The sequence below is a fragment of the Yoonia vestfoldensis SKA53 genome (assembly GCF_000152785.1).
GTDB classification, from domain to species: Bacteria; Pseudomonadota; Alphaproteobacteria; order Rhodobacterales; family Rhodobacteraceae; genus Yoonia; species Yoonia vestfoldensis_A.
This window is the reverse complement of sequence record NZ_CH672414.1, coordinates 1,006,584-1,019,533: the sequence shown is the minus strand read 5'-3', so window position 1 is coordinate 1,019,533 and position 12,950 is coordinate 1,006,584. Positions and strand designations below refer to the sequence as shown.

Annotated in this window: 11 protein-coding genes and 2 pseudogenes; 12 read left to right on the top strand and 1 reads right to left on the bottom strand. The window is 58.8% G+C overall.

What is annotated here, in order from left to right; translation table 11 throughout:
• The first annotated feature begins 13 nt into the window (after positions 1–13).
• The 6 genes and pseudogenes from SKA53_RS04955 (at position 14) to SKA53_RS04925 (ending at position 5,838) form a co-directional block, all read left to right on the top strand.
• Positions 14–892 carry a UTP--glucose-1-phosphate uridylyltransferase gene (locus SKA53_RS04955; protein WP_040483137.1) on the top strand — a complete coding sequence of 293 codons (879 nt, stop codon included), beginning with the start codon at positions 14–16 and terminating at the stop codon, positions 890–892.
• 39 nt (positions 893–931) lie between these two features.
• On the top strand, positions 932–1,564 hold the full coding sequence (locus SKA53_RS04950; protein ID WP_207327921.1) for a sugar transferase: 633 nt from the start codon (positions 932–934) through the stop codon (positions 1,562–1,564).
• Between the two features lie 38 nt (positions 1,565–1,602).
• A complete protein-coding gene (locus SKA53_RS04945; protein ID WP_050752665.1) occupies positions 1,603–2,592 on the top strand; it encodes a UDP-glucuronic acid decarboxylase family protein in 990 nt (329 codons plus the stop codon).
• Positions 2,593–2,603: 11 nt separating this feature from the next.
• The gene (locus tag SKA53_RS04940) at positions 2,604–3,941 is read left to right on the top strand and encodes a UDP-glucose dehydrogenase family protein (RefSeq protein ID WP_007204969.1); all 1,338 of its coding nucleotides are present in this window, start codon (positions 2,604–2,606) and stop codon (positions 3,939–3,941) included.
• Between the two features lie 105 nt (positions 3,942–4,046).
• Positions 4,047–4,834 (top strand): annotated as a pseudogene (locus SKA53_RS15170) (IS5 family transposase).
• Between the two features lie 14 nt (positions 4,835–4,848).
• Positions 4,849–5,838 (top strand): NAD-dependent epimerase/dehydratase family protein, encoded by a 990-nt coding sequence (locus tag SKA53_RS04925; protein ID WP_007204965.1) that lies wholly within the window; start codon positions 4,849–4,851, stop codon positions 5,836–5,838.
• 70 nt (positions 5,839–5,908) lie between these two features.
• Here SKA53_RS04925 and SKA53_RS15690 read toward each other — a convergent pair.
• Positions 5,909–6,279: pseudogene (locus SKA53_RS15690) on the bottom strand (transposase); the annotation flags it as partial.
• A gap of 135 nt (positions 6,280–6,414) precedes the next feature.
• On the opposite strand from SKA53_RS15690, the gene SKA53_RS04915 reads away from it, so the two are divergent.
• Genes SKA53_RS04915 through SKA53_RS04890 form a run of 6 tightly spaced genes read left to right on the top strand, consistent with a single transcriptional unit; the run spans position 6,415 to position 12,949 of the window.
• Positions 6,415–7,041 carry a phosphoribosyltransferase family protein gene (locus SKA53_RS04915; protein ID WP_007204963.1) on the top strand — a complete coding sequence of 209 codons (627 nt, stop codon included), beginning with the start codon at positions 6,415–6,417 and terminating at the stop codon, positions 7,039–7,041.
• Positions 7,038–7,979, top strand: coding sequence for a haloacid dehalogenase-like hydrolase (locus SKA53_RS04910; RefSeq protein ID WP_007204962.1), 942 nt, complete (start codon positions 7,038–7,040; stop codon positions 7,977–7,979). Before SKA53_RS04915 ends, SKA53_RS04910 begins: the two co-directional genes overlap by 4 nt.
• A gap of 15 nt (positions 7,980–7,994) precedes the next feature.
• The gene (locus SKA53_RS04905) at positions 7,995–8,969 is read left to right on the top strand and encodes a glycosyltransferase (RefSeq protein ID WP_007204961.1); all 975 of its coding nucleotides are present in this window, start codon (positions 7,995–7,997) and stop codon (positions 8,967–8,969) included.
• A complete protein-coding gene (locus tag SKA53_RS04900) occupies positions 8,966–10,864 on the top strand; it encodes a glycosyltransferase (RefSeq protein WP_007204960.1) in 1,899 nt (632 codons plus the stop codon). The genes SKA53_RS04905 and SKA53_RS04900 overlap by 4 nt, the downstream gene beginning before the upstream one ends.
• Positions 10,861–11,955, top strand: coding sequence for a hypothetical protein (locus SKA53_RS04895; protein ID WP_007204959.1), 1,095 nt, complete (start codon positions 10,861–10,863; stop codon positions 11,953–11,955). The genes SKA53_RS04900 and SKA53_RS04895 overlap by 4 nt, the downstream gene beginning before the upstream one ends.
• Positions 11,942–12,949: a glycosyltransferase family 2 protein gene (locus tag SKA53_RS04890; protein ID WP_007204958.1), complete on the top strand. Its 1,008-nt coding sequence runs from the start codon at positions 11,942–11,944 to the stop codon at positions 12,947–12,949. The genes SKA53_RS04895 and SKA53_RS04890 overlap by 14 nt, the downstream gene beginning before the upstream one ends.
• Position 12,950 lies beyond the last annotated feature (1 nt).

Here is a 12,950-nt window from a genome sequence, read left to right as displayed (position 1 = left end):
CAAAGCGCTTACAGTGACCACGGCCGTCTTTCCCGTGGCTGGACTTGGTACGCGGTTTTTACCCGCGACTAAAGCCATGCCCAAAGAGCTGTTGCCGATCATAGATCGCCCAATCATCCAGTACGCGGTCGAAGAGGCGCTGGCGGCCGGCATCACAAAGTTCGTCTTTGTGACGGGCCGCACCAAGCGCGCGATTGCGGATCATTTTGACGCGGCACCTGAATTGGAACGGGCTTTGGAGAAGGCGGGCAAGCACGATCTGGCCGCCGCCGTGCGCGACACGCTGCCGGACCACGTCCACGCCGTCTATATCCGCCAACGCATCCCTCTGGGGCTCGGTCACGCGGTGCTCTGCGCGCGTCCTGCCTTGGGTGAGGAGCCATTTGCGGTGCTGCTGGCGGATGACTTCATCATGCCAAGCCCGCGCGCGACTAATCCAACGGCGGTGCTCAGTTTGGCCTACGCCGCCAGCGGCCGATCGCAGGTTCTGCTGCAAGACGTGCCGCCGACTGAGGCCCACAAATACGGCATCGCTATTCGAGGTGCGGATGATGAGAGCATTGCTGGCCTTGTTGAAAAGCCGGATCCCGGCCAGGCACCATCAACGCTGGCATCCATCGGGCGCTACGTGTTCCACCCAGAGATTTTTGACGTCCTCGCCGCACTCGGCCCAGGCCGCGGCGGTGAAATCCAACTCGCCGACGCGATTGACATCTTGGCCCGCGGCGGGCGCGTTGGTGCACTGCCGCTGGACGGTACGCGCCACGACTGCGGCACGCATTTGGGATACCTCGGCGCGATTGTTGCGGCCGAGTCGTCGCACCCAGAGTTTGGGGGAGAGTTTCGGGCGCTGATGGCGGCGAGCTTGTCGCCATCGGGCGCGGGGGTCTGAGGCGTGGATGGGGGTCACAAGAGGGAAGAGGCGATAGCAGTGGCGGAGCCGCATGTCGTCGCAATTCCCCGTGAGACGTTTTACGTGCGGTACGGCAAGCGGGCGATGGATGTGGCTCTGGCTGGATCGCTGTGCATTGTTCTGCTGCCCATCCTTATTACGATTGCCATAGCGATCCGCCTCAGCGGGCGTGGCAGTGTTCTCTTCACGCAGACGCGCCACGGGCTAGGGCAACGTGCGTTCAAGATATACAAATTTCGCACGATGACCGTCTCCGAAGACGGCACCGCCTTCAAACAAGCCGTCCATAACGACCGCCGCGTGACTTCTGTGGGGGCTGTGCTGCGCCGCACGAGCCTCGACGAGCTGCCTCAGCTCATCAATGTGTTGAATGGGACGATGTCCGTCATCGGGCCAAGGCCGCACCCAACGGCGCTCGACGCGGCATTCGTCCCTCTTATGCCAGACTACGTTGGTCGCTTCGCGGTGCGGCCAGGGATCACGGGCCTTGCCCAGATCCGTGGCCTCAGAGGCCCCACTGAAACAACAGGGGCGATGGCCGCGCGCGTGGCCAGCGACATCGAATACGCGTCCAACGTTACATGGGTCAATGACATCAAGATCCTGCTTGCCACTGCCCGCGTTGTCTTTGGCGACCGCAACGCGTTCTGACGCATCCCCTCACTTCATTTCGAAATGATCCTTTGCGCATGACACCTGATACACATCGAAAAATCTCCCTCGTGACAGGTGGGGCAGGTTTTCTTGGTTCGCATCTCTGCGACCGCCTGATAGCAGAGGGTGCTCGTGTCATTTGCCTGGATGATTTCTCCACCGGTCGCCGCGAGAATGTTGCGCACCTGATGGGCCATGAGCGCTTTGATCTCGTTGAGCACGACATCACGCTCCCCATCGACCTCAACGTCGATGAAATTTACAATCTCGCTTGTCCTGCATCGCCACCTCGATACCAGTCGGACCCAATCAAGACGAATAAGACGTCGGTCCTTGGCGCCATCAACATGCTTGACCTGGCCCATAAGCGAGGTGCGCGCATCCTGCAGGCCTCGACATCTGAGGTATACGGCGATCCAGAGGTTCACCCCCAGTCCGAGAGTTACTGGGGCAACGTCAACCCAATCGGTTTGAGGTCTTGCTATGACGAGGGCAAGCGATGTGCCGAGACGCTCTTTTTTGATTACAAGAGACAGCTGGGCGTCGACATCCGCGTTGCGCGGATATTCAACACCTATGGGCCGCGCATGGATCCAAGCGACGGGCGGGTCGTGTCGAACTTTATCGTCCAAGCCCTTCTTGGCCATGATCTCACGATATACGGCGACGGATCCCAGACGCGCTCCTTTTGTTATGTCGACGACATGATTGAGGGCCTCTTTGCCCTTATGAATTTACCTGAGGCTCCTGAGACACCGATCAACATCGGAAGTCAGGGAGAGTTTACCGTTCTCGAACTGGCTGAGCGCGTTCTGGACCAAACTGGTGCAAACGCGAAGATTGCATTCAAGCCATTGCCAATTGACGATCCAACGCGGCGCAGGCCTGACACCTCTGCCGCCCTGAACTTGCTGAACTGGCAGGCCAATGTTCCTCTCGAGGAGGGGCTGGCCGCAACAGCAAAAAGCTTTGTGGCCCAGTTGGGGCATCTTGCATCGCCCGCAATTCAAAGCCGCGAAGTTTGAGGGGCCAGTAGATGCGTATTGTTGTGATTGGCACGGGCTATGTCGGCCTCGTCTCCGGTGTGGGTTTGTCTCATTTGGGGCATGATGTGGTCTGCGTGGATAATAATGCTACCAAAATCGCGATGTTGCGCCAGGGCAAGGTACCGATCTACGAGCCCGGCCTGCAAGAGCTTTTGGCGAGCAACGTGGAAGCAGGGCGTTTGTCATTCAGCACAGATTTGCCGTCTGCCGTTGATGGCGCTGATGTAATCTTCATCGCGGTCGGCACACCGATGAAGGACGACGATGGCCATGCTGACCTGAGCTACGTCATGGCCGCCGTCGAAGAGGTTGCGCATGCACTGACTGGGTATGCAGTCATCGTCACGAAATCGACCGTCCCCGTGGGAACAAACCGGAAAATCAAACAGATCATCGCGCAGGCCAATCCGCAGGCTGAATGCGATGTCGCGTCCAACCCTGAATTTCTGCGCCAGGGTATGGCAATTGATGATTTTATGCGGCCCGACCGCATTGTGGTGGGTGTGCAGACTGAGCGTGCCGGCAACATTTTGGACCACATGTATAGTTCACTGCAATTGCGCAATGTGCCGATCATCACCACCGATTTGGAATCGGCCGAATTGATCAAATACGCCTCCAATGCCTTTTTGGCGACCAAGATCAGCTTCATTAACGAGATTGCCGCGCTTTGTGAGAGGGTCGGTGCGGACGTGGAAGAAGTATCAAAGGGCATGGGGCTGGACGAGCGCATTGGAAAGAAATTCTTGCGTGCCGGTCCTGGCTACGGTGGATCGTGCTTTCCAAAAGATACGCGTGCTTTGGCGAATAGCGGTAGAGAGCACCGCGCGCCACAGTCCATCGTGGAGACAGTCATTCGCGTGAATGATGACGTCAAGCAGCGTATGGTCGAAAAGCTGCGCATGATGTGTGATGGCAGCTTTGCTGGCAAGATCGTGACCGTGTTCGGCGTGACCTTCAAGCCCCACACTGACGACATGCGTGATGCTTCTAGCCTTACTATTGTGCCTGCGTTGCTTGAAGGTGGTGCTGAGGTGCGAGTGGTGGACATTATAGGGCGACTTCAAGGTGAAGCTCTTTTGCCAGGAGTTGTTTGGCATGATGACCCCTACATTGCGGCGCATGATGCCGATCTGGTCGTAGTTTTGACTGAGTGGGATGAATTTTATGGGCTCGATCTCAAGAAGTTAGCGAGGAATATGAAAAGTCCGCATATGGCTGATCTGCATAATATCTACAGCTTGCGCGATGCGAAATGTGCAGGCTTTGAAGCGTATGAATGTGTGGGACAGGCACGACTTTCGCAAATTACTGATCAAGCCTTATAAATTAATTTTAGCCACAGTTTTCGAGTAAACAAAAAAATCCATTAGGCGGTGTTGACAAAAGGGATTCACATCGTGTCGCAGGCATGATTCAAACTGACATCTGCGATGGAGACCAGCTTGGCACGAGATCTGATGTCAGACGAGGAATGGGCGTTCTTTGAACGGTTCATTTTGTCAGTCCGGGCGCCGAATGGGCGCAAACCGACCAACCACCGCCTTGTTCTTGATGGGATTTTCTGGACCGCCCGAACGGGCGCTCCATGGCGGGACCTTCCCGAGGAGTTTGGTAAATGGTCAAGCGATTATCGCCAGTTCCGCCGCTGGACGCTGGCTGGGTTATGGGAGGGCACCATGGATGCCCTGAACCAAAGCGGGGCCGTGCCTGATGCCCTTCAGATGATCGACAGCACCGTCATTCGCGCCCACCATCAGGCAGCGGGCGCAAAAGGGGGACTCCGCGACAGGGTGTTGGCCGCTCAAGAGGTGGCTTTACGACCAAGATCCACCTCCGCGTCAATGCAGCCTGCCTGCCCATGAGGACCGAGATCACACCAGGCAAGACATCTGATTACCTTGGGTTCGATCTGGTCATGACTGATAACCTGCCTTAGCCACGAGTTCTGTTGGCTGACTGAGGCTATGACTCTGACAATATTCGGAAAACGATGGATGCGAGGGACGCTCTAACGCAAATCCCATTGCGAAAATCACGCAGGATGCGCATCGGTATTGACCATTCGCTATACTCCCTGCTCAACCTTGTGGAGCGATGCTTCAATAAGCTGAAGAACGCCCGTCGCGTCGCCACCCGCTACGACAAAACAGCCGAAAGCTTTCTGGGCTTCATCGATATCGTTTCAATCCACCTCTGGGTGCGTCTTTTGTCAACATGACCTAGCTTCGAGTAATGAAAATTATGTCAGAAAACCAAAGCATGCCCTCTAAAATTATAGTTTTTGGTGGCGCAGGATTTATTGGAACGCATCTTATCCGTGCACTGCATGGATCCGGTGAGAACGACATCGTCTGCATCGACCGCGCCGACCCGCGAGAACGGCTGGACGGCGTCACCTATATGAAAGCCGATGTGCGCAATCTGGATGGGTTTTCGACACACGGGCCAATCGCGCGGATATACGATTTGGCTGCGTTGTGCGTGATCCCGAAATATCAGGATCACGAATATTATGATGTAAATGTAAATGGCGCGATCTCGGTGACCGGCTTTGCTGAACGGCACGGCGTGGTGGATGTGGTCTTTGTCAGCAGCATGGCCACCTACGGTACCGGCGAGGACCGCAAATCGGAGCAAACACCGCAGACACCCGAAAACGCTTATGGCTGGTCAAAGCTCATCGCGGAACGTGTATATCTCTCGTGGCTACAACGTGACACTAATCGAAAATTAGTGATCTGCCGGCCCGCAGTTATTTTCGGTCATGGCGAGGGCGGAAATTTCACTCGTCTTGCAAAGCTGGTGAAATGGGGCCTATTCGTCTTTCCAGGTAGGAAGGATACCAAGAAAGCCTGCTATTATGTCAAGCATTTGGTTGACGACCTGAACTTTGCCGCAAACTGGGGAGAACGGCTTGCAATATTTAACGCCTGCTATGATCATGTATATACAATAGAGAACATTGTTCGAGCCTTTGAAGAAGCTGGAGTTGGCAAGCTCCGAACGCTACTTATGCCAGAAACAATATTGATAATCGCAGCACATTTGCTGCAGCCATTCAATTTGTTAGGACTTGAAATTCATCCAGATCGCATACGAAAACTAACGAACTCGACAAACTTGAAACCTGCATGGTTGAGAGCGCATGATCGGGTAAGAACTGATGAACTCACATCTGCTATTGTAGACTGGAAAGTTGAAACTGACGGACGAATGAACTAGCAACTGTATCGGATGCAAGCACCCTAAGGCGCTCGCGCAGATCGTTATCGTCTGGGCGTCGGCTGCATTACTGGATTGAGGTCCGGTCTGCGCCGATCAAGGCACACACCTGCCGCTCGCTAATCTCGTGTTGCTCCACGAGAATCGCGACGGCTTCACTCCTGGCGGCGGGCGTTACCACTTTCGCGACAGAAGGTCCTTCAACGCAGTGTGGTCAAGCCGCGACTCCGCAATTAACTGCTTCAGTCGGGCATTCTCCTCTTCGAGCGCTTTCAGCCGCTTCGCGTCGGATACTTCCATCCCACCGAACTTGGCCTTCCAAGCGCAGAACGTCGCGCTGCTGATCCCGTGTCGGGGGCACAGATCCGCCGTCTTCGCACCCGCTTCCTGCTCTCGCAGGATGCCGATGATCTTCTCCTCAGTGAACGACGATCTCTTCATGGTCTTATCCTCTTCTTAGGCCGGACTCTAGCATCAGATGGAGGAGTTATCGGGGGTCAGAGCAGGTCCATCAGAGGAAGTCGGTAGCAAATGTCATACCCGCTACACTAGCTCTTGCTTTATGGGATTTGTATAATGGGCGTGAAATCAGGTAACAAGGCAGCTCGGCGCATTCTGACGCTGGATCAAGATGCTTTGCAGTCGGATATGGAGCGCTTGTTAGGGCTAGTCAAAGACGCGGGAGAGCGACCAGACCTGCTAGTTGGTGTTGCCACGGGGGGGGAGCTCTGTGGCAGGTTGATCAGTGAACATTTCCCTGCGGGCTTGATCTCTGTTGTGATGCGACGCCCCAGCACAAGCTACAAAAAGACGACGCTGATCAAGATCGTTTTGTCGTCGTTGCCTTATGCAATAACAAATTTGTTCCGAGGCGTCGAAGACGCGCTGCTGGAACGTTACACCAAAAAGGTTCCAATCTCGGTTCCTACCGATGAACTGAGGAGGGACATTGCGGTGGTAGCCGCTGCCGTAGAGCGGCAAGGCCTGCAATCGGTCCTTGTCGTCGACGACGCCATCGATTCCGGAGCAACGCTCGCGTGCATTGTGGCTGAGCTGAAGGCGGCGCTGCCGAGCAATGTGCGCATCATCACTGCGGTCTTGACCCAAACTCGGCCCACACCGGCGATCTCGGCCGATTTCCGGCTTTATGATTGTGTGATGCTGCGGTTTCCATGGTCCCTCGATTTCCGAGGCAGAGAATGATCGCAAGGCAATTGGTGGTCTTTTGCGACCTCGACGGTACCCTCGTGCTGGACAATTCCTTTCATGTCTTCCTGGCGTCAGCCTGGTCACTTTCGGGTGCCGGCGGGCGGCTGAACCTGTTTGCGCGAGTTGCTCCTCGGGCTCTGGGTCGGGTCGGGGGCGGGCACGCTGGGATGAAGCGCCGCGCGCTTGACTGGTACTGGCAGCAAGAGCCACCCCTTCGGCAGGCGATTGTAGAGCGGACCGTTCGTCGGCTGTCGTACACCCTGTCGCAGCCGGTCATCTCCCTGCTGCGCGATACCGCTCGGCAAGGCGCGCGGATCGTCCTCGCGACTGCCGCGCCCGATGTCTACACTGGGCACATGCAGGTGCTTGTCGGGGCCGAGTCCTGCCTTGCCACGCCCGGACGGCCGGGTCCTGGCTGGCAGGAGCTTCTGGGTGAGGCAAAGGCGCGGGCCTGTCAAACCTGGCTCAAGGACAATACCAATTCCGATGGTGGCCACGATGTCATTGTGGTGACCGACCATCCCGACGACCTGCCGCTCCTGCGGCTGGCAGACAAGGCAGTACTTCAAGGCTCTCCCCGTGTTCTCGACATGCTGGAGGGCGCCATCCGGGCGCAGCCTGACGGTGCGAGAACTGAGGTTGCGCGGATTGACGTATTGTCTGCACAAGCCCCCGGGGGCGGCTACTGGCTATGGTTCGACGACCGGCCTGAGGGCCCCCTGGATTACTGGGAGTTGAAGACCATCCTCAGCAAGCATCGTCACGCCCACCTTTACGCCGGCGACGGAAGGTGGCAATGGATCGGGCCAGCCCAGCCTTTTTCCGCCGCCGTGCGTCGCCGCGATTGTCCCAGTCCGCCATCATCGCGCATGCGGTTGGCCATTCATTTCCGCCGCCGCCTGCTACGGGACTGGCTCGGAATATATCATTAGTGAACGGGCCGCACCATGCGCATGACAGTTGTTGCCGAATACTACGACGAGCCTGCCGAGGGCATTAACGTCGTGTCCAAGACGTTGATCGACGGGATGCGTGCCCGGGGCCATGAGGTTGCCGTCATCCCGCCGGCCGTTGCCCTCTCGCGCTTACCGCGGCTTCTGTTGAAACCGGCGCCGGTAACGATCTTCACGCATGGACCCGGGCCGCGCACCGTGCTTGTCAGCCGGATTCTGCGCAGCCTGTCGCGTACCCGTATCCTGTGGGTGGCGACCCGACCTGACCTTGGTGCGTGCCCGCGATGGCTGTGCGGTGGGCGGAGCGCTCATGCGATCCTGTGCAACCGCCCCCGTGCCGACCTTGCCGGGGTCGCGAGCGACGCCCGTATGCTGACGCAGCCCATCGGAATCGCGCCTGAGCGGCTTGTCGACGGTGGCCAAGCCCCCGTTTGGGCGGCACGAAGGCGGGACGGCGTGCCGCTTGCGGTGCATGTCGGCCATCTGCGCCGCTCTCGCGGTCTTGACCGGCTGTGCGAGATCAAGGCCCTGCTCGGAGACCGCATAGATATCGTCGTGGTTGCCAGCCCCTATTTCGAATCGGACCCCTGCCTGATGGCGGAACTTCTTGCGGCAGGTGTTCATATCGACCGGGGATTTGTGCCGGCCATCGCAGATGTCTATCGGGCGGCTGACCTGTATCTCTTCACCCCCCCGCCCGAAACCGAGGGGGCGATCGAATTGCCGCTGGGAGTCTTGGAGGCCCTTGCCTGCGGGCTGCCTGTGATCTCGACACCCTTTGGTGCCCTGCCCGAAGTACTTGCGGGCACGGTTGGGGTAGAGTTTGCCCCCTCGGAGGATTTCGCGCAGGCTGTGGTCCACTGGGTGGATCGGGGGGCTGCGAATCCGCGACCCGCGGGCCTGCCCAATCATCTGAATGCCCACCGGATCACCGAGCGGGTACTTGAACTGGCCTCGGGGACGGAATGAATCGGCTTGTCTGCATCATCGGCACTGACGGTAGCGGCAAGACAACACTGTCGGATGCTCTTGTCGAACGGCTGCAAGGTCGCGGCGAACGGGCGAGGCGGGTCTGGCTTGGTTCGGAAAGCTATCTGATGGCGCCTGTGCGCGCGGCGCTCAAGCTGGTGTGGGATCGCCGCCGCGGCAAAGGCAAGAGCCACGGCCCAAAGCCGGGGCTTGCCTCGCAGCGCGTCGACTATGCCGCCGAGATCGCTCAGAAGAACGCCCTCGCTGCGCGTCATCCGTTTGCGGTGCGGGTCTATCTTGCGATGGTCTGGTTCGACTATTGGCTGCAGTTGTGGATCAAGCGCCTTGGTCTGCGCGATGCCGGCACGATCGTCGCCGACAGGTATCTTTTCGACGTGGCGGTGAATGTGGGGCTCGCCCTGGGCTGGAGCCCAGAAGAGGTAGTGCGATATGCCCAGACCCAGATCTGTCGCATTCCCTTGCCCGAGGTGCGAGTGTTCCTGCGCGTCGAGCCGGAAGTTTCGATGGCGCGGAAGGACGATGTCTTCGACATTCACTACGTGCGCATGCGCCTGCACTATTACGACGCCATCGCCGAGGCCTTCGGTTTCACCGTGCGGGACGGCACGCTGCCCATCGCCGAGAATGCCGACTGGCTCGCGGATCAGGTAGCGGCAGAATCCACGCGGCCCTATGTGCTTTATGTCCATTCCAATAATGTCGACGTTGGCGGCGCCGACAAGGTGCTTGCACTGATGGCGCGCCACATGCGCGACCAGGGCCGCCCCGCGCACGGATGCCGCGTGGCTGTTGCCCTGCGACTGGCGACGCCCATCCTCGACAGCCATGCCGAGGCCGGCGTGCCAGTCTTCCTGTTCCCGTTTGAACGTCCGCAGACAAGCCGCGGGATTGCGGGGGTTGCCCGCCTGATTCTGCGAACCCCGGGAAGCCTGTGGTTTTTCTGGTGCCTCTTTGGCCGCGAGCGGCCCGACATCGTGCATGTGAACGATCTGTATGATTTCCTTCCCGCCCTCGCTGCCCGCCTGCGGGGCATTCCGGTGGTCTGGCATATCCGAATGATCGTGCAGCGCGACCGGCTGCGCCGCGCCTTTTCCAGCATGATATCGCGTCTTTCGGGCACCTCCATCTCGGTTTCGCGCGCCGTACGCGACCACTACTTCCCGTTCGCGCATACGATCCACCGCGCCCTGGTGATCCATGATCTCGGAAATGCAGCCCTGATCGCCGACGACCGTGATCCTGCGGAGACCTGCGCCCGGCCCGATGACCTGCCCAAAGGCGGCAGGTTGGTCGTGATGGTCGGCAGGATCGAGCCATGGAAGGGCCAGCATGTTTTTCTGGAGGCAGTGGAAAAGCTTTCCCCCATCCGGCGCGCCGATGCAGTTTTCGCCCTTGCAGGCGGACCCGTCCAAGGCAAGGAGGAGTACCACGACCAGGTCAGCCGCCGCGCGACATCGGCCGGCGTGCTTCTGCTTGGCGAGCGCTCGGACATTCCCGCCCTTTTGCGGTCGGCCGATATCTCTGTTCACACATCGGTGTCCCCCGACCCGTTTCCGGGCGTCGTGATAGAAAGTCTGCTGTCCGGTGCCGCGACCATCGCCGCGGCGGCTGGCGGCGCGGTCGAGATGATCGACGACGGGGTCCATGGGCGCCTTTGTCCTCCCGGCGATTCCAAAGCCCTTGCTGCGGCACTGTCCGATCTGCTGGATGAACCGCAAAGTCCGCGCCGCCGTTTCGGTGCGAATGCCCGGTCAAGGGCGCTGATGCTAGTAGATTCGAAGGTGGTCGATGCCGCCGTCATGTCGGTTTATAGTGATATTGTTGCCCGGGACCGGAACAATCGCAGGACCCATCAAAACGGGAGATCCGCGTGAAGACCAAATCCGAAAAATCTCGCCTGATCTTCCAAACCATCGGATGGCCGATCGGGACCGGAACCGCGACGCCCAGCCCCGAGAATCTGGAAGAGATCACCGAATTCGCCTTCAAGAGCCGCGTCGGGCTGCTGTTTCTTGATGAATGCGTAAAGCGCGGTGTCGCTCTTGGCCCCAAGGCCATCGAACTGCATGCTTCGCTCATGGCGCGCCGGCGTGAGACCGACCGCGTCGTGGCCAAGCTGGCGCGGCGCCTCGACGAGGCTGCCCCGGGCGAATGGACACTCTTCAAGTCGATCAAGCCCTTTGCCTCCACCCCGAACGATACCGACTGGTTCCCCTTTGACGCCAAGCGGCACAAGGCCTTGTGCGATCACCTCTGCGCCCCCGGCGGCGGGTTCAAGTGGATGGAGACGGCTCCGCTCCAGACCACGCTGATCGAGGAAGGCGGCGAAGGGGTTGTCGACACGACCAAAAAAGGCGGCGTCTACTATATTGACTGCTACGTTTCTCCGTCGACGGACTATTTCATCTACCTCGATCCGCGCCGAATGCGCGGGATGACCGAAATCGCCGATGTGGCGGGCTATCCGGTGCCGGTGCTGCAGCCGCACGCGGAACTGACCGCGATTCTGTTCCACAACGTCTTCCCCGAAAAGAGCTTTACCATTGAAAGCTATTACCTCGTGAAATGCTATCTTGACCTTATGGAGGAGAGAGGGACCCTTGACGCATTCGTCGATGTCTGCCGCGAGCAGAAGGTCGACTACGCCTCGGCGGTGAACCTCTATCTTGTCCAGCAGATCGACCGCGCCCAGTTCAATCAGGTTGACACGCGGATCACCCGCATTCTGGAGGGCTTGGGACGCAGCAAGACCATTGTGCCCGGTTTCAATCCGGCAGGGGCATTTCCCTATGAGTTCCCGGCCTCGGTTTTCTGGGGGGCTTTCCTGTCGAAACAGCGTGACCGGACGTCGTTTGCGTCAACGCTCAACCAGTTCTTCCACATGCTGAACCCGATCTTCCTGTCCGACGTGATCCGCATCGTCTGGCGTCGGACCGTGAAGGGGGGGGTGTATGAGCAGAATTGACCCAGGGGTCAAACAGGTTGCCGACGCTTCCTGGGCTGCGGGTCCGACCGTCGATGTCGTCATGCCGGTCTACAATGGTGCGGCTTACTTGCAGGAGCAAGTTGCCAGCATTCTTGCACAGTCAGATGTGACGGTGCGGCTGATTGCAGTCGATGATGCTTCAACGGATGAATCCTTTGCCCTGCTTAATCAGCTCGCCGCTCAGGACCCTCGGATCAAGGTCCTACGGAACCAGACGAACGTTGGGCTCATGCGGTCGCTATCGCTGCTCTTGCACGAGGTAACAGCGCAATACTTCGCACTATCGGACCAGGACGATATCTGGGACAATGACAAGCTCTCGCGGTCGATCTCCGTCTTGCGCGCGCAAAACGCGGCTCTTGTCTACAGCGACGTCAGGCTGATCGACGCTGCGGGCAATTTGCTCCGCGAGAGGTATCTGGCCCCCATGGGTATTCGCCCCCTGCAGGGGCGCGATCCGGTGGCATTCATCTTTCGCAACCCTGCAATCGGCCATACGATGGTCGGCACATCAAAACTCGCACGCGCCGTCCGAGAGATCGACCCCAGTCTTGTCGCCCACGAGGTCTGGATCATTGCCGCTGCCTGCAAGCTTGGCGATGTCGTTTTTCTGGATGCGCCGCTAGGTAGTTATCGCCAGCACGGTAGAAACGTGACCGGCGCACGAACACATACCATGAAACGCATTGCCCGTCTTTTCGGGCGGAATGGAACACTCTGGCGGCGTCAACAGACCCGGATCAGGGCAATTCGGGCTCTTGCTCCGACACATCCAGCTCTTGCCCCAATTGCCGACGCCCAGGCGCGCCACGGTCTGCAACGTCTGCTGGGACTGCCGGGCTTCACAGCATTCATGCTGGGCCTAGCGCCCAGGATCGGCGTTTTTCCGGCCCTGACGGAGATCGCACTTTTTCCCTTTGCTGCGACGCCGACGCTGAGCAGCGGCGCGCCACGCCGGGTGCCGTCGAAATGAC